Source organism: Bacillus sp. V59.32b, assembly GCF_003429085.1.
GTDB lineage: Bacteria > Bacillota > Bacilli > Bacillales > DSM-1321 > Peribacillus.
In genome coordinates this window covers 25,198-46,991 of sequence record NZ_QVTC01000047.1, presented here as the reverse complement: position 1 = coordinate 46,991, position 21,794 = coordinate 25,198, and the positions used below count along the sequence as shown (strand labels likewise).

The following is a 21,794-nucleotide window of genomic DNA, read 5'->3' as shown; positions in this document are numbered from 1 at the left end:
CATCTTCTTCAGGCTGCCTGACCTTTTTTAAAATGTCCTTTACATAGGGTACAGTTTATAACAGGTATGTCTTGTTTACGCATTTCGATACAAAAAATCGTTGTGGCTTGTTTTGAGCTAAAATGGAAAAAATATATCTATCATAATAAATAAATCCTCCAATCATGGGTATAACACTAATGATATTAATACATTTCAATAGTCAATTACAGGGGGAGGAATAACATGAAATGGAGAGGCAGAAGAGGAAGCTCTAACGTAGAAGACCGAAGAGGCATGGGAGGTAAAACGCTTGTTGGAGGGGGAATCGGCGGTATAGTTATTATTCTTATCGTAGCCCTGCTTGGCGGAAATCCGGGAGACCTTTTGAATAACCTGGGAACTACGGGTTCAGACAATCCCGCTCCTTATGAGGAAACTGGACAGGAGAAGGAGCTCTCGGAATTTGTTTCTGTCGTCCTTGCAGACACAGAAGAAGTTTGGACAAAAAATTTCAAGGAGGAAGGCCTGGTCTATGAAGAGCCGACCCTTGTATTGTATACAGACAGCGTCCAGTCTGCCTGCGGGGCAGCTGGTTCGTCGGTGGGGCCATTTTATTGCCCGGGTGACCAGAAGCTCTACATTGACCTGAGCTTCTATGAGGAGCTCCAACGGGAATTTCAGGCTCCCGGGGACTTTGCGATGGCTTATGTGATCGCTCATGAAGTGGGACACCATGTGCAGACACTTCTCGGAACGACTGACAAGCTTGCGGCTCAGCGCCAGAAACTCAGTCAAACGGAGTACAATAAATATCAAGTCCGGTTTGAATTGCAAGCCGACTATTTGGCTGGCGTTTGGGCCCATCACGCTCAGGCAATGGATGTAGTTGAAGAGGGTGATCTTGAAGAAGCTATAAATGCAGCGAGCGCCGTCGGAGATGACACCATTCAAAAAAAGGCTCAGGGCTATGTTGTGCCTGAGAGCTTCACGCATGGAACTTCCGAGCAGAGAAAGCGTTGGTTTAATAAAGGGTTCCAATCCGGCACGATAGAAGGCGGAGATACCTTTAACGCAAGAAATCTGTAAGAGACAGACAAAGAGCGGGGTATTATGATGGGAATCGACCTTAATGATCTATTCGCGGTTTATATACCCGGAAAATGTAAAAACCCATTCGCTACCTCAAAGGTGAATGGGTTTTACTGTAAATTGACAATCTCTAGATTCTGCTCCTGCATATACTCAATAATCCTTGGCAGCGCATCGATCACCTCTTGGGATTCATGCAAAAGAATAATGGACCCCGAAGCTTTGGAACTCTCGACATAATCAAAAATCACATCGGCATCATGGCCTTTCCAATCTTCCGTGTCCTTATTCCAGAGGACCATCTTATTATCGTGTTTCTTCATTAATTCGACTGTGTGATCGTTATTAGCGCCGTATGGCGGCCTGAAAAGCACAACAGGTTCATCGATAAGGCCTTCGATTAACTGATTGATTTGTGTCAGTTCATTTTGCTGTTCTTCATAAGGAATCTCCGCAAAATTTGTATGGGTCATCGAATGGCTGCCAATCGAGTAACCGTTCGAATTAACATACTGAACATGATCAGGAAATTTTTCTACATTAAAGCCGGCGAAGAAGAAGGTGCCTCCGACTTCATATTTCTTTAATACATCAACGATTTCTTTTGTGTGTTTAGTAGGCCCATCATCAAAGGTCAGGGCAACAGTGCCTTTAGGAATGTTATAATTAACAGACTGATCAAGTGTTACAGTTGGAATGCCGGACTCAGCTTGTTCCCTGCCGGTTACACTTTCTTTTTCCTTCTGTTTCACACTGGCTTGTTCAGTTATATCTTTCAACGATGACTTTTGGGCAAGAGCTATCTCGTCTTTATTTGAAAGGACTGAATACCCTAACAGGATAGTGGATATGACACTGATGATGGTGATGGCAGCCCAGGTAAGTTTCGGGTTATAACGGACAGTAACAGGCTTTATCTCTTTTACCTGTTCCGGTTCATCAGCCGGCTGGTCCACAGGCAAGAAAGGTAATGCATGTATCTCATTGATGGACTCGATGCTTCTAATGAAATTCAAGCCTTCTACATACTTCTCTGAACAGGAAAAATAGATTTTTTCACTTCGATCCCGGTGCGTTTTCGTTAAAAAACTTATATATTCCTGCTTGGCCTGATCCCAGGATCCTTGAAAGGATAATCTGTATTTAAAGTGATCTTCAAATACGGTCATTGCTTCCAGGCTCTCCGCTGTGTAATCATCGATTTCCCATAATAAATCGACTTCTTGTTCGAATGATAATCTGACCCGCAAAAATGATTGTTCAGATTTTCTTTCGATTGATATTAGTTCAAGCAGTTTTCCAAAGTAAACTGGCATGGTCGCCCTCCTTTCCTCATTAGTTAAATGTGCGGCCGGTTTATTCAGCTGATGTATTAGAACCATTTGTTTTTGTATTAAAAGAGAAAGACATCCGTTCTGTAAAATCATTAATGGTCTCCATTAACTGGTTTTTCTCATCAAGGATTTTTTCATATTGCTCAGCGTATCTCTGATTCTCTACTTCCAGATCTCTGATTTTCTCATCAAGATTTTTGACTTTTAACATACTTTGATATTGGGCGTTCGTAGATTCTTCATTTAGTTTGTTATATTTCTGAATCTCTTTTTCAAGCTGGTTCGTAATCTTTTCATATTCAAAGTTTGAAGCGTTTTGATGATCTTTATAATCTTCTAGAAGCTGATCATAGCTCATTTGCTTGTTTGTCAGCTTGCTTTCCAACCCGCTGATTTCTTTGTTCTTTTCCTGTATCAGCTGGTCTTTTTTCACTTGTTCGTGCTTTAAGCGGCTAATGATTTCATTCGCCGTATATAATTGGTCTTCTAGGCCTTTATTTTTATAAAGAACTAACTGCCGATCCTTTAGCATATTTTCTAAAGAAACAATCATATCCAGCGAAATTTTGTCCTGGTTGTCCTTTGAAAACAGCGGCTTATTACCGGAGTTGTCCGATGGAACTGATTCTGCCACCCCATCAATAGTCTCTTCATCTATAAAATAAGGATCTTCTACTGCTTCTATGAACTCTTGCTCTTCTTTACTATGTTGATTGGATTCGTTTTGGTTAGAAAGGACCGTCTTAAACCAACCCTTTGATTTATTTTTTTCTTCCATGGCCAAATTTTTCATCTCCTTCTAAATTAAAGCTACACAAAACAATACAAAGGGAAAAAATACCCCTGTTACCGTTTATTTTCCAATAATTATGACAAAATGCGTCAAAAATCCTATTATTATACTACTCTTATTGTATATTTCTGTAGAATATTGTCAACAGTATAGATAGAGATATTACTTATGAAGGGCAGAAAAATAAGAATAATAGATAAATAAGACTAAATAGAAAAGAAAATAGTCGAAACTTTTCATAGAGTTGTCTCCACATTATTACAAAATGTTTAAATATTTAATGCTACTGTAATATTTACATTTAACTTATTGGGGAGATAACTATGAAGAAATTCGCGGCAATCTTAATTCTGTTACTCAGTTTCTTTTTCTTTTCCGGTCAAACAGAAGCAAAGGACGAAGGTCAGCTCATCATCATTAACAAAGCGAACAATAAACTGGCCTATTATAATGAAGGCAAGTTAGTCAAAACATTTAAAGTTGCTACAGGAAGAAAAAGATCGTATACACCGGAAGGCAAATTTAAAATAGTCACAAAGATTGTAAACCGTCCGTATTACAAGGACAATATTCCAGGCGGCCATCCTCGCAACCCTTTAGGTGATCGGTGGATGGGGATAAACGCTAGAGGCACTTACGGGACAACCTATGCGATTCATGGAAATAACAACCCGAGTTCAATTGGTACATATGCAAGTGCGGGATGTATAAGAATGTACGATAATGAGGTCCGTTGGCTGTATAGCGAGGTGAAGAAAAATACGCCGGTGATCATTACCCATTCTAGTAAAAGCTTTGATGCCATTGCTGCTTCAAATGGGTATGTCCCTAAAAGCAAAATGGGGAAAGTAACCGTGAGCAAGTCAAGCCCGCAATTAAAAAATACAGCCCTTACCATAAATGCCAGTGCTTCTACAGGCTATTCTCCATCGTTTAAGTATTCCGTTTATGACGGCAAAAAATGGTCTACTATAAAAAATTATTCTGCGAGTAAATCGGCTAAGTGGACGCCGACTAAACCAGGTTCATATAAGCTAAAGGTTGAAGTGAAAAGCAAGAAATCCAAAAATTTATTCGATGATCAGAAAATTATCAACTATAATATCTTTGAAACAGCGTCAATAAACTCAGTGAAAACGGATAAGGCAGGCCCACAAGGAATAAAAACAAAGGTCTCCTTCTCTGCCCAATCGAACAATAATAAAGATAATTTATTCCAGTTCTCCGTATATAAAGGAAACCAATTGCTTAAAACACAAAAGTATTCACCATCATCCAAAATGGATTGGACACCTTCTCAAAAAGGCGAATATATTATTAAGGTTCAGGTTAAACATAAATGGTCGAAAAAACTGTTCGATCAACAAAAAACGATCTCCTATAATATTTTTGAATGGGCAACTTTACGAGCACTTAAAACGGATATAGTAGGACCGCAGCCTGTTAACACAAAGATTTTGGTTACAGCTGAATCGAATAACAACGCAGATAACCTATTTAAGTTCTCGATATATAATGAGGGCAAATTGACATTAAACCAAAATTATTCAAAAGACTCTACGATCAGTTGGATTCCTACCACTGCAGGGGAATATAAAATAAAGGTGCACACAAAACATCGACTATCTAATAAAGATGATGGCACCAAGGAAATAATATATGAAATATATGACCCTGTTAAGATCGATAAAATTGAACCTGAGTCTGACAAACTTATTAATAAATAACCCTGTAGACATAACTGCAAAGGCAACAGGAGGTACGAAACTTCAGTATGAATTTGAAATTTATAACGAAACAACATTAATTAAAACACAAGAGTATTCATCTTCCAACACCTTAAAATGGACACCTATAGAAACAGGGCCATACTATATAAAGATATTTGTTAAAAACGAAAATTCTTCTAATAATTCTGATGCGGCTCTGAAAAAACCTATAAAGTCAATTAATTTATCTAAGGGACGGCTAATGCTGTCTCTTTCTTCTTAATTATTTTTTCCATATTCCCGGAAAAGGAAAAATGTTCTATAATATAAGAACAAATGTTTCTGCATCATTAGATAATATCTATGTAAAGGGAGAATCCTATTGAAAAAGTGGACGACGGATGTTGAAATACAGGCTCCAATTGAACAAGTTTGGGAGCTGTTTGAAAATGATGCCCAAATGCAAAAAATCATGCCGCAAGTTGTGGAGAACAAGCCCGTTAAAATAACGGAGGAAGTAGTCGGAAGTATCTACCGCCAAAAATATAAAGAAGGAAAGCGCATCGAGGAGTATGATGTTGAAACGTTAGAATACGAAGATTTTCCGGACCATAAGAAATTGAAAGTCGGCTTTACACTTGCAAATATGTTTGAGATAACGGCTTTCTATGAATTAAATAAAATCAATGAAAATACAACTTTTTTTAGATATACAGCGACTAACCGCGCGTTGAAATGGTTCGTGAAGTTATTCTTACTGTTTGCAAACGATAAGACTGTGGTGAAGTTTGTAAAAAAAGTAAAAAATGTCGCTGAATCTGAAAGTAATAAACAGGTACAATAGTGGTAGGCTGTGAAAAGTAAAAAGAAGTGAAAGAAAAGGAACCTTATGACACCATTTACTGAAAGAGTAATCGAGATCATTAAAGAGATACCTGAAGGAAAAGTAATGACTTACGGACAAGTTGCCAAATTAGCAGGAAGCCCCCGTGGTGCCAGGCAGGTCGTCAGAATTCTTCATGCAATGAGCAAGAAGCATAAGCTTCCCTGGCACAGGGTCATCAATGCTAAAGGGGAAATCGCTGTTAAAGATTACGAGTCGAAATCTTTACAAAAGTTGTTCCTTATGGGAGAAGGGATTGAATTTATAAGCGATAATGTGATAGATCTAAAAAAATACCAATTTCATCCTGGGATCTTTTTTTGAATAGATAAAGGCCGCCGAAACACTCGACAGCCTTTATGATCTTAACCCAGGAACATGTATCTTTATAAATTTTTTAATAGGGATGCTTTATGTTCCGTATCGATTCTTAAGAATTTTTTTACCACCACAAAGCTCCAATTACTGCAATTCCGAGTATAGCTCCAATGGCAATTCCTTCTCCAAAGCCCCAGCCCCAGCCACCATAACCAAATCCCCCATAGTTGCGGTTTCCTCCAAGCGGACGAAGAAACACTCTGTTTCGACTGACCCGATCAATAATCCCACGGTGTTTACGGCCGTCATGGGTTCTAATTTCTACAGCTCTTCCGACGTTTTTACAACACATATCGTAATGGCGTGATATAGACATTATAACACCTCCAATATAGCTATTATTCTTAATCTCTAATAGGTTATGTCCAAACATGCTTGTTTGAATGGTTGAATACACAAGGCGCAAGCGGAAGTTGGCAAATTAAATGAATGAAGTATCGTTATTTGGGGCTTTATCATAAACTAAACCATCTTATTTACTAAACCAAAGGAGTAGATATCGTGAGTGTTTCCTATCAAGATGCTTTGGCATATTACCGAATAGATGGGGCGCATCCGGGCGGATTCGCGCTTACTAAAAAAATTTTGGAAAATGAGAAAATCACCCGCCATTCGAAAGTTCTTGATGCCGGATGTGGCACTGGCCAAACGTCCTCTTATTTGGCAAAGACGTTTTCCTGTGATGTCTTTGCCATTGATAAGCATCCCCAAATGATTAAGGCGGCAAAGGAGAGATTTAAAGAAGAAAATCTTGCTGTGAAGTCTTTTAAAGGAGCTTTGGAAAAACTGCCTTTCTCAAAAGATTCTTTTGACTATATCATTGCGGAATCCTCTACGGCTTTTTCAACGATGTCTAAGGCGTTAGCAGAATATTGTCGGGTATTGAAGCCAAGTGGCGTGTTATTGAACATCGATATGACCGCTGAACAAAAATTAAACAGCGATGAAAAAAAAGAATTGATGAAATTTTATAAAATGAAGGATATTCTAACCGAAGAACAATGGATTAAGGCGATAAAAAGTGCTGGATTTAAAACAGTCGAGGTACTTAATTCAAGTTCAATTTTGCAAGAATTAGAAGAGCATCCAGTGGAGGAGCAAGACTATGCCGATCCAGTTAAACCTAAAAACTTTGATCCGAAAATGGATGATGTTATCCAGACACATCATAGACTGCTGATTTCTTATAGAGAACAATTAGGATATCGGGTATATAAGGCAAAGAAAATGGACTTTTTATCATATCCTGAATAAAGATAAATAAAAAAACGCCTCCTTCAGTTCTTTAAGAATTGTGAAGGAGGCATTTTTACAGGAATGAAAATTAAGCCTCGAAAATCCGGCTGATCTTTTCAATTTCCTCATTTGTTAATTGAACATCCAATGTTTTCAAGTTGTTTGTTACTTGTTCAGGGCGTTTTGCGCCAGGAATCAAGACGTCAATGGAAGGACGAGTCAAGTACCAGGCCAGAACCACGTGAGCAACCTCTGCATGCTTTGCCCCGGCGATTTCACGCACTTGCTCAACCTTTTCCAGGTTTCGAACGAAAGCCTTCCCCTGGAATAATGGGTCTTTAGCACGGCCGTCCTCAAATTTTGTTTCTTTATTATATTTTCCGCCCAATAAACCCGCGGCTAGCGGGAAGTAAGGAATGAACGAAATATTGTTTTGTGCGGTATACGGCAAAATTTCCTGCTCTACCTCACGTTTAAATAAGTTATATTCAGACTGCAGGACATCCACATAGCCATCTTTATTTGCTTCCTTCAATTGATCGATGGAAAAATTCGATACCCCGATCGCTTTAATTTTGCCTTCATCCTTTAATCGCTTTAACGCACCTACTGCTTCATCTTTCGGTGTTCCTTCATCCGGAAAGTGAATATAAAATAAATCGATGTAATCTGTTTGCAGCCGTTTTAAACTGCCTTCTACGGCTTCCTTTAAGAAAGCAGGCGAATTATCCAGCACAACTTCGCCATCGACAAATTTATGGGCGCCCTTTGTAGCAATTACAATCTCATCCCGCTTACCCTTTTCTTTCATCACTTCGCCGATCAATTCTTCCGAACGCTCAGGGCCGTAGATGAACGCGGTATCTAAAAAGTTGATGCCATGATCTATAGCTGTACGGATAACATCTTTTCCTGTCTCTTCATTCAGGTTCGGATAGATATTATGCCCGCCGACAGCATTCGTTCCAAGTCCAATCGGATTTACATATAAATCTGTTTTTCCTATACGTGTCTTTTCAGCCATTATGGATAACATCTCCTTTTCTCATTTCAATAACATCATAACAAACTATAAAAGATAAACTGAAATAGTTAGCCTGTAGGTATTTGACTAGTATGAGAATACGATACTTAACTTATGCTCGCTTTCTAATAGAACTTTCTGCAGCGTCTTTATTCGTCTTTTGGCTGGTTAGATAGACACCGATAAAAACAAGAATGCCGCCAATGATTTGCACGGACGTGATGGTCTTTCCTAATAACAGGCTGAGAATAGCCGTGAAAACCGCGATTAGATTCAGAAAAACCCCCGCCCGGCCGGCACCGATATGCCGAAGCGAAACATTCCAAAAAATAAACGATCCCACTGAAGGGAATATCCCAATATACAATAAACCGATGACAGCTGGCTGGCTTAGCTGGTACTCGATCCCGGACATCAGGACAAATGGCAGCAAGATGACTAATCCGAGAAAGACCGATACGGCTGTGGCTGAAATGGGAGGAGTCGTCTTTAATTTTTTCCCGATGATCGAATAGAATGTCCAGACCAGTATGGCCAATAACATAATCAGGTCGCCCTGGTTGTAGTCAAGCTGAAAAATCTGCTCCAGCTGTCCTTTAGTTAAGACGAGGAGGACCCCTAACAGGGAAATGATCAGTCCAAGGCTGTTTTTAAGAGAAATTCTCTCTTTGAGCAGCAGTGCTGAAAAGAGGACAATCACAGCAGGATTGATGGAATTGACGAGTGCCGCATTCATCGAGGTCGTGAATCTTAACGCCTCATATAAAAGAAAGTTGTACGCGATAATTCCCAATACCGACATCACCAATAAGGTCTTCCACTCTCTCCATACTTTCTTCCAATCAGGGCGTTCAATCCAGTGGGCGATGGGAAACAACAAAAACACAGCAATCAACCACCGCGAAAACGTTAATTGCAGAGGGGACATTTCTGCGACGACAAACTTTCCAAACACATAGTTGCCGGCCCAGAACAGGTTAGCGAGAATAAGGAATAAAATTATATAGTGCTTTTTCATGGATAGAACCGCCTTTATCAATTTTCTGAAAATACTATCAATATACCAAACCGGAAAAAGGATGGCAATCTGCTAAGTACATGAATGGCCTTTCATTATGCAGTCAATATAATTTTGGCTCATTTAAGCGGGCTGGCGAGAAATGAGAGAAAGCTCGCTTTCTCCAAACATTTCTCGCCAGTCCGCTACCTTTCAGCGATGCTGAAAGGCTTGTGAAACCTTAGTTTCGCACACATGAGCCAAGCCTCTCTTTTCTTAAGAAAGTCTTAAGAATTATGCTACGAGAATGTTAAGATTTTCGGGCTAGAATATAGATATTTCCAAATATATGCACATGATATAATTTTGAAAGGAGAGTGAGAGATTATGAGCGAATTTAATGTGCTGGTTGTCGATGATGAGAAAGAGATCCGCGACGCTATTGAAATATATTTGAAAAATGAAGGAATAACAGTGATCAAGGCCAGCGATGGCATTGAAGCGATCGAAAGGCTAGAAGAGCAAGAGGTTCACTTGATTATTCTCGATATCATGATGCCGAGAATGGACGGAATTTCAACGACCTTTAAAATTCGTGAACAAAAAAATATTCCGATCATTATTTTAAGTGCAAAGAGCGAAGACAGTGATAAGGTGCTTGGACTGCAGGTCGGGGCTGATGATTATGTCACCAAGCCTTTCAACCCGCTCGAGCTTATTGCCCGGGTAAAGTCACAGCTCAGGCGCTATGTCACGTTAGGTACATACGAAGGGAATAGCAAGCTGATTAATTTGAACGGCCTGACGCTGGACAGGGAAGCGAAGGAAGTGGCGATTCATGGAGAGGTCGTCAAGCTGACCCCGATTGAGTATAAAATCGCTGAACTTTTAATGTCTCATCCGGGAAGGGTCTTTTCAATCAACGAAATATATGAGCGAGTTTGGAAGGAACCTTGCTATAACGCGGAAAACACGGTAGCCGTCCATATCCGTAAAATTCGGGAGAAAATTGAAATCAATCCGAAAAATCCAAGATATTTAAAGGTGGTCTGGGGAATTGGGTATAAAATGGAGAAATAGCATTAAATTTATAGTTTGGACAGCCATTCTTGCGATTGGGATAAGCGGTACTCTTTCAATCGTGTCGAAGGGCGATGAATATATAGGAGCAGATTTTTTCCAGTCACCTGAATTTGATGCTGAAATGGAGCAATTCATTGGTTTTCTAAGCATCTATGAATTACATGACAAGACAAAAGAAGAGCTTCGGAATAATATTACTGTGATAGACGAGGAAATTGAAGAGCATCGTTATCGGTACGGCGACTTACCGGAGCAGGTTTCTGCAATAAAAAACCAATATGAACCGCAAATTCAGGATGCTCTGGCAGCAAACAATGAGGAAGTCGCCAATCTGTATAAAGCGGAAAGAGACGAGAAGATTGAAGATATTACGAATAACTTTAAAAGTGACGAATATATACGGAAGAAAATAGCCAAAGAGGAAGAAGAGAGAATTGATAGTTTCTTTCAGGAAAGAGAAGCTTACGATTCGCTGTTTCAGGAGTATGAAAGAGCTTTTAAATACTATCTTCAAAACACGCAAACAGGAGAAGTGTTTACCAATTTAAATGGTGTGGAAGACGGTTCGGTCAAAGAGATCATGAATGATAAAGAAATGCTCTTTATCCAGAATTATTCCGACTCCAAAAACGGCTACCTCTCAACGGAAGGCCGATATCCTCATGGAGATATAGTGGAAGGTTTTGACGATGTGATTGCGCTGTTATACAAGGGAGAGACGCAAACCTTTGAAGGAGCGATTGCCATCCCGAAATCAACGTCTTCGGAACATCCATTGATGATCAGGTATCACGATTATCAGAAAGCTCAAATCACCTTTTACGTTTATGCTGGAATAGGCCTTCTATGTTTAGTGTTAAGCATATTAATATATAAAAAAATCAAGCCCTTCCAATTGGTGAAATCGTTAGAATGGGACGGAATTTATCAGCGGATTCCAATCGACTTGAGACTCATAGCTTTTGTTGCGAGTTTTATAGTTATGGCGGCCTTGGCCTTCCAGGTTCTAAACAGTGAGATATATTATGATAATCTGTATTCATATATCTATGATTTGTTAGAATGGGTGCTGCCTGCAAGCATGATCGCTATGGCAGGGACACTCCTGCAATTTTACTTGCTTTTGGCTGTGTTAAAAGAAACTAGCAGTTTCAAAGAAGAATGGAGAAAAGCATTAATTTATAAAGGATATTTCATTTTAAAAAGGGCTTTCTTAAACACGAGTGTGGGAGTTCAGCTGCTGGTTCTCTTAATGGTTGTCTTTCTGTCCGGTATCGGGGCAGGCATCACTTTCATGGACCCGGGTGTGATCCTGTTTTATTTGTTTTTATTTTTGGTGGTAACCCTGCCGGTCCTTATTTTCTTAATCATACGTACGGGCTATTTTAACACGATCATTCAGAATGCAAGCGCTCTTGCTAATGGGAATTTCGAGCCTGATCTTCCGGTTAAAGGCCAATCTGTTTTAGCAAGGCTTGCAGAAAGCATTAACACGCTAAAGCATGGCGTGAAAGCATCGGAAAAAGCCCAGGCCAAAAGTGAACGCTTGAAAACGGAGCTGATTACAAATGTCAGCCACGATTTGAGAACGCCACTGACTTCCATTATTTCATACACAGAGCTGCTTAAATCACCGGACTTAGCTGACGAAGACCGGGATGCGTATGTGCAGGTCATTGACCGCAAATCCAAGCGGCTAAAAGTGCTGATCGACGATTTATTCGAAGCGTCTAAAATGGCAAGCGGCAATATTGAACTCGCAAAAGCCCAGGTCGATATTGTCCAGCTCCTTCAGCAGGCGCTTGCCGAATACGATGAAACCATCCAGGGTTCAACGCTGCAATTCAGGGTGGGGGTTCCAGAAAAATCAATTTATACCTACGTAGACGGACAAAAACTATGGAGGGTATTTGACAACCTGATCGGCAATATTTTGAAATATTCTTTAGAGCACACCAGGGTTTATATTGATTTGGTAAAAGAAAAGAGCCATGTGGTGATTACTTTTAAAAATGTCTCCAAGTATGAGCTGGGGGGCAATACAGACGAATTGTTTGAGCGTTTTAAACGCGGAGATACTTCCCGCCATACCGATGGATCCGGTCTCGGACTCGCGATAGCTAAATCCATTGTTGATCTTCATGACGGCAGTATGGATATCGATTTGGATGGAGATTTGTTCAAAGTGACGATTGGACTGGCGACGATATAAAGCAGCATAAAAGATGACCCGGCTAAATGAGAGCGCGGGTCATCTTTTGATATAGAGTTTATTTTCCCAAAGCTTCAATTTCATTGGATAAATAGACCGTTGTCCCCTGATTATGATTCTGGGCTGCACGATACATCGCCTGTGCTACAGTCTTTGCCTGAATCGCCCTGTATTTTTTTAAGGGACCGACAAGGAGGAAAGATAACGGCGGAAATATAGCGGCAGCTGCAGATTCTCCCAATCGGGATTCTTCCCTTTTCCCTAACAGAAGGGAGGGCCTGAAAATGTGCAATGCTTGAAAGCCAACGTTGCTTAATTCCGTTTCCAGGGTTCCTTTCATGCGGGAATAAGAGAAGGAGGACTGTGGATCAGCACCCATTGAACTGATCACAAGAAATTGCTTTGCTCCTTCGTCATGAGCGAGCTTTGCTGCAGTCAATGGATAACCAACATCCACCTTCGTCATTTCTTCTCTTGATTTTGCTTTTTTTATCGTGGTGCCTAAACAACAGAAGACATCATTGACTTTAAAATGGTCTCGATACAATTCCAGCTGATCAAAGTCTGCTAGGATCTCTATCAATTTATGATGCTGGATTCCGAGCGGTTTGCGAATAAGGATGACAATCGATTTGTAGTCCTTTTCGTTCAGTAAACAATGCAGCAACTCTGAACCAACGAGGCCGCTGGCTCCCAGCAGTAAAGCGGATTTCTCTCCCACATTTTTGCTCCTAATCATTTCGACTTAATCCTCGTTATTACTGTTAGTTATTGCTCTGTGTTCGTTCTTTCCCTTTTTCAGTTACAGCAAAATCCCGGACCATCGTTTTAATTTTATCTACTGGACGGAAGCGCAAGGCAGACCAGTCCTCATCAATAGCGACTTGCCTGACTGGCTCGTAGCCCTCATCCGCAAGCAGCACAGTCACTGTTTCGCGGCTGCAGTCAGACCCTTTATAGACTTTGGAAGACTTTTTTGGGTAGCATAGCCAAAACAATCCATCCTCTGTAATTACTTTTGCAGCCTCCCGTGCCAGCGATTGAATCTCTGAGTTTGAAATCCCGAAGACCTGCGCGAATTCATAGGATTCATTTTTTGGTTCCTTATGGACTTCACCGGTGAAGGATGCGCTGATTTCATCATATGCTTTCGGTGCATTCAAGATTAAAACAGGCTGTCCTCGGTCTTTAAATTGCAGCTTTTTGATAACAGGTGAAAAGTCAGTCATTTACGTCATTCCTTTCTAATTTATCGTCTTCCGACAGAAGACCCCCACTTCAAGGAATGTGAAGGGCGTAGCCCAATGAGTAAGTGGGAGATGAATGTCAGTTGGTGATAGCCAAGTCTTTCCTCATTATGCTATAATAGGAACAAATGTTCCTTTCGGAGGTGGAGTGAAATTCATGCTTGTGAACAGGGCCTATAAATTTCGGATCTATCCAAACAAAAGACAAATGGAACTTATCAACAAAACCATTGGCTGTTCAAGGTTCGTGTTCAACTTCTTTCTTGCTAAACAGAAGGACAAAGACGCTTATTGGCATATCTGCGAAGAAATGGTTCAAAACGGCCAGCTTCCAACGAATAACTGGAAGGGTCAATATTTTAATAAAAATAATACCATAAAATCACTCCCCGATCTCAAAAGGCAATATGATTTTTTGAAGGATGTGGATAGTATTGCCCTGCAAAAATCCGTTGAAAATCTGGCAGATTCCTATGATCGCTACTACAATAAACAAAACAAACAACCTCGATTCAAGTCTAAAAAGAACCCGGTTCAATCCTACACAACGAAACATACAAACGGGAATATAGCGGTCATTGACAACTACATCAAACTGCCTAAACTTGGACTTGTCCGATTTGCCAATAGCCGTGAAGTCCAAGGCCGTGTCCGACATGCTACAATTAGACGAAATGCTTCTGGTAAATACTTTGTTTCCCTAGGAACAGAAACAGAAGTAGCAGAGTTACCTAAAAGTCACTCAGCCATTGGGGTTGATGTTGGGTTAACAGATTTTGCTATTCTTTCTGATGGAACGATTTACCAAAATCCGAAATTCTATCGCAAGTTGGAAGAAAAGGTGGCGAAAGCACAGCGGATGATGAGCAGGCGAACCATAGGCAGTTCTAACTGGTATAAAGCCAAAAGGAAAGTCGCCCGTATCCATGAAAAAATTGTGAATGCAAGAAAAGATTATTTAGACAAGGTTTCAACTGAAATTGTCAAAAACCACGACATGATTGGAATGGAAGACTTGTCTGTATCGAATATGTTAAAAAATCACAACCTAGCCAAAGCCATCAGTGAAGTATCTTGGTCAACATTCAAAACGATGATTGAATATAAAGCGAAATGGTATGGAAAACAGGTTGTAACAGTAGCGAAAAATTTTCCTTCCAGTCAGCTTTGTTCAGGCTGTGGCTACCGAAAAAAAGACGTGAAAAATCTCGGATTGCGTGAGTGGGAGTGCCCCAAGTGTCACACTCATCACCAAAGAGATATTAACGCAGGGAAAAATCTTAAAAATGAAGCGATAAGACTTCTAACCGCAGGGACTGCGGGGGTAGCCTACTAAAATAACTGAAGGATACTTCAGAGTTCGTAGGAATCTCCCGCTTCAAACAACCCGTATGGGTGTTAAGCGGTGAGTAGTTCAATAAACTATATGAAACGCTTTGGTTCATGTCAAACCTATCTAACTGTAATGTATGATCTCAGGTAAAACGCCCATACTCGTGCAGGAGGGCTACTTTTTGTGAGCAGTAATTGGTTTAAAGATCGGCCTTCACTGTTCTGCCTGGATAGAATTTTACATTTTTATTTACAAGGTTTTCTTTAGCGGACAGTCTTTCAGGTACCAGCTTAAAAACTATGGTTTTGCTTCCTAAAGCAGAGCGGTATTTATCTACATGGTTTTTCGCCAGGGGAGAGTTGTAATAGCCTGGTACATACTTATTCAGCATTGCCTGCATCACTGAAGTGGACTCGTCTAAATCGCTGATTAATTCAATAAGTCCGAATACCATCACGCTCATATACGCGGTATCTGTTTTTGCAGGAACGGGATCAGCCATTGTTCCTAAATCTTCGCTAACGGTAAAACATCCATACGGGTTTTCCTTTATTACATCAACTTTTCTTCCTTCCGCTGCGCCGTGAACATAAATACATTCGTCATGCCAGACAAAGTTCAAGGGCACCACATAAGGATGTTCTTTGTCTGATAAACCTAAATAACCCGTTTTAGCTTGGGATAAAAATTCATTTATCTTTTTCTGGTCAGTAGTTTCTAATTTTGCGTGTCTCATGGAATCTCTCCTTATAATTGGAATGTGATGGTATAATGAGCATATGTAATTTATGACTCGGTCGAAAGTGTCAGTTTAAATAAATTTATTGAGGTCAGATGGAGGTATTATGATAGAATTAACTCCTTTTCTTGATAAAAAGCGCACTGTTCCCTTGTATGTGCAGTTATATCAATATATTAAAAGTGAAATCGAAGCAGGAAAGATATAGAGGGTTCTTTTTTTGCCATCTATTCGTTATTTATCAGAACATTTAAGAATCAGCAAGAATACGATTGAAAATGCATATCAGCAGCTAGTTGCAGAAGGGTATGTCGAAAGTAAGCCAAGAAGCGGGCTAATGGTGCTGCCTATGGAAAAGCCGCTCACATCACGGCAGAATATAAAAAGTACGATTAGGATAGAATCGGATTTTGTAAGGGGAAGGATGCATCCTTATGACTTTAAATATGGGGATGTAGATTCGCATCATTTTCCATTAAAGAAATGGAAACGTTGCTTGCAGGATTCACTTGAAGGACCGGATGCCGGCTTATATGTATATGGAGATGAACAAGGAGACGAGAGCTTGCGAAAAGAAATAGCCAGCTATTTATTCCAGGCCAGGGGAGTTACCTGTTCGCCCGAGCAAATCGTAATTTGTGCCGGAACGCAGCATGCGATAAGTTTAATCTGCCAGCTTCTATCATTACACGGGAAATCTGTCGCATTTGAAAATCCGGGATATGACGGAGTAAGGTCTGTTTTCGAAAACCACGGATGCCACATTTCAGCTATAAGCCTGGAGTCGGATGGACTTGATTTAAACCGCCTGGAAGAGAGCCGAGAGAAGCTCGTATACATAACTCCTTCCCATCAGTTTCCATATGGGATGGTACTCCCGATTCAAAAGCGTCAGAAGCTTCTGGATTGGGCGCAAGAGAATGAAAGCTATATTTTAGAGGATGACTATGACAGCGAGTTTCGTTATCAAGGCCAGCCTATCCCATCACTAAAAGCCTTGGATACTAAGGAGAATGTGATTTATTTGGGGACATTCTCAAAATCATTCCTCCCTGCAGCCAGGTTGGGCTATATGGTTTTGCCGTCGAGGCTGATTAAGGAATTTAAGCAAAAGCTCAATTATAATCAATCTGCTTCACTGATCACCCAACGAGCTATGTCCTTGTTTATGAAAGATGGCTCTTTTGAGAGACATATCCGCAAGATGAAGAAAGTATATCATGGAAAGCATAATGCCTTATTACATGCAATTGAGACCCATCTCGGGGATAATGTCGAGGTTATAGGAAGTAAAGCCGGGTTGCATATCTTACTCCGTGTAAATCACAGAGACAGCAGCCAGGAATTAGTCAGAAAAGCTGGAGAATATGGAGTAAAGGTTTATTCACCTGAAAAATACTGGCTAGATAAAGAACAGAGCCCCTCTTCATTAATAATGTTAGGTTTTGGCGGAATGACGGAAGAACAAATTGAAGCGGGAATTTGCCTTTTGAAAAAAGCGTGGTATTAGTGAAAATAGTGGGAAGCATTTGAATCACAATCAGACTGTTTGTATGTTGAAACAGTCTGATTGTGATTTTATTTTGTTTTAAGGGAGCTACTCATGGCCAATCTCAAATTGAAGCAATTCGTTAAATTACTAAGATAAATTTAATTTTATATAAAAATAATAATTAAACCTCGAAGCTGAGAAAGAATCTTTAATGTATGTAAGCGTTTTTAATTTGTCAGAATTAAAAAAGTTATTTACATATTCAGAAAACTTATGTTAGGATAACAAAAACAATAAGAAATGGGGAAAAATAAAGATGAAAAATCGAATGGAGGTACAGGCAGATATTATTCTCATTATTAACACATAGAGGACTGGAACAGCCATTTGACTTACAATGGAATGTTTGAGTCTATCTTGTGCATTTATAACAAGGCGCTCAAACGATTCAAGCGCCCATCCATCATGGAAGGGTTTTTTATTTAGATAGATTGAAAAAATACAACAGGTTTATTGACAGAGGAGTGCGGATAAAATGAAAAATTATTTCGTCGAACGAATGTATAAAGCTTCTACAGGAATTGCCAATGCTGTATTGGTTACGCTGGGAATAGGACTTCTGTTTGAAACAATCGGGAAATTCATTGGCTGGGAAGCATTTATCGGAATAGGATCAGCGGCCAAGGTGTTGCTTGCTCCAGCAATTGGGGCAGGGATTGCTTATCAGTTGGGTGGCAATACGTTGGTCATCTTTAGTGCAATGGCCTCCGCAGCGGTGGGAGGAGCGGCGATTCATCCTACAGCCGAGGGGTTCTTCACGATTGTACCAGGACAACCGATAAGCGCGGTGCTCGCCGCCGCCATCGCTACATATGTCGGCAAGCGTTTGACAGGAAAGACAAAGCTGGATATGATGGCAATCCCAGTGGGGGCAATATTGGTCGGAGGTGTATCGGGTGTCGGGTTAGCGGCTGTCACGACACCGTTATTGCAATGGCTGAGCGGAGAAATCACATCTTCAGTACAAGGGTCTCCTCTTATTGCTTCGATGGTCATTTCGTTAGTCTGGAGTATTCTTTTAATGACACCTGCTTCATCTGCAGCTCTTGCGATTGCTTTGCAAATGGACCCAGTATCAAGCGCTGCGGCACTAATCGGCTGTACGGCGCAATTTGTCGGATTTACGGCGATGTCGCTTCGTCAGAATGACCTTGGCGGTTTTTTGGCCCAGGTTGCTGTTACGCCAAAGGTCCAATTCCCCAATCTTATTAAAAATCCGAGATTGGTAATTCCGCCCTTTGTCGCGGCAATCATTTGCGCCCCGATCGCAACGCTGGGATTCGACTTTCAGGTTTCTTATGAGCTTGCCGGGCTTGGCTTGAATTCATTCATTGCTCCGTTAAATATTTTAGCAACACAGGGAATCGAAGGGTTCTTGATTTATATAGCAGTTGGGGTTGTTCTTCCGATTGCTATCACGCTAGGGCTATACCAGCTGATTAAAATGGCCGGCTGGGCAAAAGCGGGCGATTTGCATATGGAGGTTCAATAACGATTAGGCAGAGCACAGCAAACGTTGCTGTGCTCTTTGTTTTTTGGAGTTGAAGCTGAACATTGGTTATAATGGTAAAAAGATATTGAATGCTGGCCAATAGGTTCACTTTGGCTTGCAGATAGGGTGTAAATCATGCAAACGGAAATCAATGTAAATGTAAAACAAAATGACGCGGCTAGACTTAGCAAAGGCTTCCCATTAATAAGCAAGGAAGCTCTGGTAAATGAAAACCAGCTACAAAAAGAAGGATCTGTCATCAGGCTCCTCGACGAGAAAAATCGCTTTATCGCCAAAGGGTATTACGGCAGGCAAAACAAAGGCTACGGCTGGGTATTGACGAGAAAAGAGAATGAAAAAGTTGATCAGGAGTTTTTCAACAGGAGAATGAAGAGAGCCTATGATCATCGGGCATCCTTTTATAAAGATAAAGATACGACTGCTTTTCGTCTTTTTAATGGCGAAGGAGACGGAATCGGCGGGCTGATTATCGATCATTATGACGGTTATTATGTCGTGAGCTGGTACAGCAAAGGGATCTATCAATTTAAGGATTATATTTTACATGCATTAACAAATACAGCCAGTGTGAAAGGCGTTTACCAAAAAAAACGCTTTGATACGAAGGGGAAGTATATAGAAGAAGATGACTTCTTAATGGGTACTGAACCATCATTTCCACTGATCGTAAAAGAAAACGGCGTAAATTTTGCTGTGCATTTAAATGACGGAGCAATGGTCGGTGTTTTTCTCGATCAGCGTGATGTGAGAAAGAGGATACGTGATCACTATGCAAAAGGAAAAAATGTCTTAAATATGTTTTCCTATACAGGGGCTTTTTCTATATTTGCCGCTGTAGGAGGGGCTTTGAAAACGACGAGTGTCGATTTGGCCAACCGTAGCCTTTCTAAGACGATAGAGCAGTTCAGTGTAAATGGCATTGATCATGAAGCCCATGATATTATTGTCGAGGATGTTTTCAAATATTTTAAATACGCGATAAAGAAACAATTGAAGTTTGATCTGGTGATACTCGATCCGCCAAGCTTTGCCAAGTCTAAGAAATTCACATTTAGTGCGGCAAAGGATTATAAAAATCTTTTGAAAGATACGATTGAAATAACGGAGGACAACGGGGTTATCGTAGCTTCAACGAACAGCAGTGCTTTTGATATGAAGAGGTTTAAGAGCTTTATCGATATGGCTTTTAAAGAGAGCCATATTAATTATAAGATATTGGAGGAATTTTCCCTTCCAGGAGACTTTAAGACAATCGATGAATATAAGGAAGGGAATTACTTGAAGGTCGTCTTTATTAAGAAGCTGAAAATATAACAAAAAAGACGGAGTCGTTTCACGTGAAACAACTCCGGCTTTTAATAAGATTAAGCTATGTTTTCTCTGGTTAAGTTATTTCTCAACCAATTTTTACCTTCAACCAGACGGGTAACCATCATTGCACTTACGGTATTTCCTGTAGAGTTGAGCAAAGTTGCTGGTGCATCTATAATCGTGCTGATAACAGCAATGATAGGAAGCACTTCTGCAGGGAAGCCGAAAATACTAAGAATTAACATTTCACCAATCATTCCTCCGCCAGGAATCGCTCCCATTACAGCTCCTACAAGAAAGGAGACAGCAAGAATGCTTAAAATGTTTGAGATACTAGTCATGTCCTTGCCGAAAAGGGCGAATAGGAAAACGATTTTAAGTACTCCTCCAAAAACAGATCCGTCCTTATGGGTATTGGCTCCAAGCGGAATAACCGTTTCCGCGATGTCTTTAGGCACTCCCATTTTTCGAACATATTCAAGATTAACTGGGATGCTCGCGGCACTTGAACAAGTAGCGATGGCTGTGATAGAGGGAGTGAACGCATTTTTCCAGAAAACTTTCACTCCGGCTTTTCCGCTTGCAATAAAGGCATATAGAGTAAAGAATCCGAAATAGTAGATGAGTGCCAATCCAAGATAAAGTAGGAATGCACGCAAATAACCTTCTAGTATCTGCGGACCAAGCTCTCCGATAACGGCTGCAAAGTAACAGCCAAGCCCGATTGGGGCATAATACATCACAAATTTAACCATTTGCATCATCACGGCCGAGCCTGCAGATAAGAATGCAGAAACCGGCTTTGCTTTTTCTCCAACAATAGCTGTGGCGAGTCCGAATAAAACCGAGAAGACGATCAGCTGCAGCATATTGCTTTTTGACAATAAAGCTGAAAAATCAGGAACCGTAAAGGTATTAACAAGCTGGCTCAGGAAGCTAACTTCCTCCGGTGCTTCTTCCATACTATCAGCTGAGCTCATTAACTCTTTAATTGCGGAAGTATCCGTATTTTCTAATGGGTTGACAATCATCGTACCGGCAAAGCCGATAATCGCTGAAATGGCGGCCGTGATGAAGAAAACCAAGAGGATGCTGCCCATGATTTTTCCGAGCCGCTTCATTTCATTCATGCTAGCAATCGCTGAAGCAATGCTGAAGAACACGAGCGGAATAATGATCATGAACATTAAGTTTAAAAACAAATCCCCCAAAGGTTTAACAACGGAAGCTTCCGTACCGAAAATCAACCCAGCAGCTCCGCCGATGATGATGGCAATGAGCAGCAAAAGGGACCCCTTGTAGCTTTTTAATAAACCTTTCAAATGGTGACACAACCTTTCGTGATAGAAAAATAGAAATAAAAGCATCGCTTCATTATC

At 40.5% G+C, this 21,794-nt stretch carries 21 protein-coding genes; 12 read left to right on the top strand and 9 right to left on the bottom strand.

Going from position 1 to position 21,794, the window contains the following annotated elements; all coding sequences use genetic code 11:
* Positions 1 to 225 precede the first annotated feature (225 nt).
* Positions 226 to 1,068, top strand: coding sequence for a KPN_02809 family neutral zinc metallopeptidase (gene ypfJ / locus D0463_RS11330; RefSeq protein WP_117307516.1), 843 nt, complete (start codon positions 226 to 228; stop codon positions 1,066 to 1,068).
* Positions 1,069 to 1,181: 113 nt separating this feature from the next.
* On the opposite strand, the gene D0463_RS11325 is transcribed toward ypfJ, so the two are convergent.
* Positions 1,182 to 2,387 carry a polysaccharide deacetylase family protein gene (locus D0463_RS11325; protein ID WP_160118413.1) on the bottom strand — a complete coding sequence of 402 codons (1,206 nt, stop codon included), beginning with the start codon at positions 2,385 to 2,387 and terminating at the stop codon, positions 1,182 to 1,184.
* Positions 2,388 to 2,427: 40 nt separating this feature from the next.
* Positions 2,428 to 3,183, bottom strand: a complete 756-nt coding sequence (locus tag D0463_RS11320; RefSeq protein ID WP_367946584.1) for a V-type ATP synthase subunit I domain-containing protein — start codon at positions 3,181 to 3,183, stop codon at positions 2,428 to 2,430.
* 338 nt (positions 3,184 to 3,521) lie between these two features.
* On the opposite strand from D0463_RS11320, the gene D0463_RS20430 reads away from it, so the two are divergent.
* The 4 genes from D0463_RS20430 (at position 3,522) to D0463_RS11300 (ending at position 6,114) form a co-directional block, all read left to right on the top strand.
* On the top strand, positions 3,522 to 4,925 hold the full coding sequence (locus tag D0463_RS20430) for a L,D-transpeptidase family protein (RefSeq protein ID WP_117307513.1): 1,404 nt from the start codon (positions 3,522 to 3,524) through the stop codon (positions 4,923 to 4,925).
* A complete protein-coding gene (locus tag D0463_RS20270; protein ID WP_117307512.1) occupies positions 4,858 to 5,190 on the top strand; it encodes a triple tyrosine motif-containing protein in 333 nt (110 codons plus the stop codon). Before D0463_RS20430 ends, D0463_RS20270 begins: the two co-directional genes overlap by 68 nt.
* Positions 5,191 to 5,289: 99 nt before the next feature.
* Entirely contained in the window at positions 5,290 to 5,751 is a 462-nt protein-coding gene (locus D0463_RS11305; protein WP_117307511.1) for an SRPBCC family protein, read from the top strand.
* Between the two features lie 45 nt (positions 5,752 to 5,796).
* Positions 5,797 to 6,114, top strand: a complete 318-nt coding sequence (locus D0463_RS11300; RefSeq protein WP_117307510.1) for an MGMT family protein — start codon at positions 5,797 to 5,799, stop codon at positions 6,112 to 6,114.
* A gap of 118 nt (positions 6,115 to 6,232) precedes the next feature.
* Here D0463_RS11300 and D0463_RS11295 read toward each other — a convergent pair whose 3' ends face one another.
* Positions 6,233 to 6,484, bottom strand: coding sequence for a hypothetical protein (locus tag D0463_RS11295; RefSeq protein WP_117307509.1), 252 nt, complete (start codon positions 6,482 to 6,484; stop codon positions 6,233 to 6,235).
* 185 nt (positions 6,485 to 6,669) lie between these two features.
* Between D0463_RS11295 and D0463_RS11290 the strand changes: the two genes are divergently transcribed.
* Entirely contained in the window at positions 6,670 to 7,422 is a 753-nt protein-coding gene (locus tag D0463_RS11290) for a class I SAM-dependent methyltransferase (RefSeq protein WP_117307508.1), read from the top strand.
* Positions 7,423 to 7,492: 70 nt separating this feature from the next.
* Here the strand turns inward: D0463_RS11290 and D0463_RS11285 are convergent, their stop codons facing one another.
* Positions 7,493 to 8,428: an aldo/keto reductase gene (locus D0463_RS11285; protein WP_117307507.1), complete on the bottom strand. Its 936-nt coding sequence runs from the start codon at positions 8,426 to 8,428 to the stop codon at positions 7,493 to 7,495.
* 112 nt (positions 8,429 to 8,540) lie between these two features.
* Positions 8,541 to 9,446 carry a DMT family transporter gene (locus D0463_RS11280; RefSeq protein ID WP_117307506.1) on the bottom strand — a complete coding sequence of 302 codons (906 nt, stop codon included), beginning with the start codon at positions 9,444 to 9,446 and terminating at the stop codon, positions 8,541 to 8,543.
* A 366-nt stretch (positions 9,447 to 9,812) separates the two neighbouring features.
* Between D0463_RS11280 and D0463_RS11275 the strand changes: the two genes are divergently transcribed.
* Complete coding sequence (locus tag D0463_RS11275) at positions 9,813 to 10,505, top strand: response regulator transcription factor (protein WP_117307505.1); 693 nt, start codon at positions 9,813 to 9,815, stop codon at positions 10,503 to 10,505.
* A complete protein-coding gene (locus tag D0463_RS11270) occupies positions 10,483 to 12,720 on the top strand; it encodes a histidine kinase dimerization/phospho-acceptor domain-containing protein (protein ID WP_117307504.1) in 2,238 nt (745 codons plus the stop codon). Before D0463_RS11275 ends, D0463_RS11270 begins: the two co-directional genes overlap by 23 nt.
* Positions 12,721 to 12,778: 58 nt before the next feature.
* Here D0463_RS11270 and D0463_RS11265 read toward each other — a convergent pair whose 3' ends face one another.
* The gene (locus D0463_RS11265) at positions 12,779 to 13,441 is read right to left on the bottom strand and encodes an NAD-dependent epimerase/dehydratase family protein (RefSeq protein ID WP_117307503.1); all 663 of its coding nucleotides are present in this window, start codon (positions 13,439 to 13,441) and stop codon (positions 12,779 to 12,781) included.
* A 43-nt stretch (positions 13,442 to 13,484) separates the two neighbouring features.
* Positions 13,485 to 13,949, bottom strand: a complete 465-nt coding sequence (locus D0463_RS11260) for a DUF3052 domain-containing protein (protein ID WP_117307502.1) — start codon at positions 13,947 to 13,949, stop codon at positions 13,485 to 13,487.
* Positions 13,950 to 14,124: 175 nt separating this feature from the next.
* On the opposite strand from D0463_RS11260, the gene tnpB reads away from it, so the two are divergent.
* Entirely contained in the window at positions 14,125 to 15,303 is a 1,179-nt protein-coding gene (gene tnpB / locus D0463_RS11255) for an IS200/IS605 family element RNA-guided endonuclease TnpB (RefSeq protein WP_117307521.1), read from the top strand.
* A 196-nt stretch (positions 15,304 to 15,499) separates the two neighbouring features.
* On the opposite strand, the gene D0463_RS11245 is transcribed toward tnpB, so the two are convergent.
* Positions 15,500 to 16,036 carry a pyridoxamine 5'-phosphate oxidase family protein gene (locus tag D0463_RS11245; RefSeq protein WP_117307501.1) on the bottom strand — a complete coding sequence of 179 codons (537 nt, stop codon included), beginning with the start codon at positions 16,034 to 16,036 and terminating at the stop codon, positions 15,500 to 15,502.
* A 223-nt stretch (positions 16,037 to 16,259) separates the two neighbouring features.
* Here D0463_RS11245 and pdxR point away from each other — a divergent pair, with 223 nt between their 5' ends.
* The 3 genes from pdxR (at position 16,260) to D0463_RS11230 (ending at position 20,418) form a co-directional block, all read left to right on the top strand.
* The gene (gene pdxR, locus D0463_RS11240; protein ID WP_254052773.1) at positions 16,260 to 17,549 is read left to right on the top strand and encodes a MocR-like pyridoxine biosynthesis transcription factor PdxR; all 1,290 of its coding nucleotides are present in this window, start codon (positions 16,260 to 16,262) and stop codon (positions 17,547 to 17,549) included.
* A gap of 517 nt (positions 17,550 to 18,066) precedes the next feature.
* The gene (locus D0463_RS11235) at positions 18,067 to 19,083 is read left to right on the top strand and encodes a PTS sugar transporter subunit IIC (RefSeq protein WP_117307500.1); all 1,017 of its coding nucleotides are present in this window, start codon (positions 18,067 to 18,069) and stop codon (positions 19,081 to 19,083) included.
* 135 nt (positions 19,084 to 19,218) lie between these two features.
* Positions 19,219 to 20,418, top strand: coding sequence for a class I SAM-dependent rRNA methyltransferase (locus D0463_RS11230; RefSeq protein ID WP_117307499.1), 1,200 nt, complete (start codon positions 19,219 to 19,221; stop codon positions 20,416 to 20,418).
* Between the two features lie 50 nt (positions 20,419 to 20,468).
* On the opposite strand, the gene D0463_RS11225 is transcribed toward D0463_RS11230, so the two are convergent.
* Positions 20,469 to 21,737: a dicarboxylate/amino acid:cation symporter gene (locus D0463_RS11225; RefSeq protein WP_117307498.1), complete on the bottom strand. Its 1,269-nt coding sequence runs from the start codon at positions 21,735 to 21,737 to the stop codon at positions 20,469 to 20,471.
* Between the last annotated feature and the right edge of the window lie 57 nt (positions 21,738 to 21,794).

Coding starts and splice junctions, on each gene's coding strand:
- D0463_RS11285 (WP_117307507.1), bottom strand. CDS start 8,428: ATGGCTGAAAAGACACGTATAGGAAAAACAGATTTATATGTAAATCCG.
- D0463_RS20270 (WP_117307512.1), top strand. CDS start 4,858: ATGAAATATATGACCCTGTTAAGATCGATAAAATTGAACCTGAGTCTG.
- D0463_RS11230 (WP_117307499.1), top strand. CDS start 19,219: ATGCAAACGGAAATCAATGTAAATGTAAAACAAAATGACGCGGCTAGA.
- D0463_RS11280 (WP_117307506.1), bottom strand. CDS start 9,446: ATGAAAAAGCACTATATAATTTTATTCCTTATTCTCGCTAACCTGTTC.
- tnpB (WP_117307521.1), top strand. CDS start 14,125: ATGCTTGTGAACAGGGCCTATAAATTTCGGATCTATCCAAACAAAAGA.
- D0463_RS11260 (WP_117307502.1), bottom strand. CDS start 13,949: ATGACTGACTTTTCACCTGTTATCAAAAAGCTGCAATTTAAAGACCGA.
- ypfJ (WP_117307516.1), top strand. CDS start 226: ATGAAATGGAGAGGCAGAAGAGGAAGCTCTAACGTAGAAGACCGAAGA.
- D0463_RS11275 (WP_117307505.1), top strand. CDS start 9,813: ATGAGCGAATTTAATGTGCTGGTTGTCGATGATGAGAAAGAGATCCGC.
- D0463_RS11325 (WP_160118413.1), bottom strand. CDS start 2,387: ATGCCAGTTTACTTTGGAAAACTGCTTGAACTAATATCAATCGAAAGA.
- D0463_RS20430 (WP_117307513.1), top strand. CDS start 3,522: ATGAAGAAATTCGCGGCAATCTTAATTCTGTTACTCAGTTTCTTTTTC.
- D0463_RS11295 (WP_117307509.1), bottom strand. CDS start 6,484: ATGTCTATATCACGCCATTACGATATGTGTTGTAAAAACGTCGGAAGA.
- D0463_RS11300 (WP_117307510.1), top strand. CDS start 5,797: ATGACACCATTTACTGAAAGAGTAATCGAGATCATTAAAGAGATACCT.
- D0463_RS11235 (WP_117307500.1), top strand. CDS start 18,067: ATGAAAAATTATTTCGTCGAACGAATGTATAAAGCTTCTACAGGAATT.
- D0463_RS11320 (WP_367946584.1), bottom strand. CDS start 3,183: ATGGAAGAAAAAAATAAATCAAAGGGTTGGTTTAAGACGGTCCTTTCT.
- D0463_RS11245 (WP_117307501.1), bottom strand. CDS start 16,036: ATGAGACACGCAAAATTAGAAACTACTGACCAGAAAAAGATAAATGAA.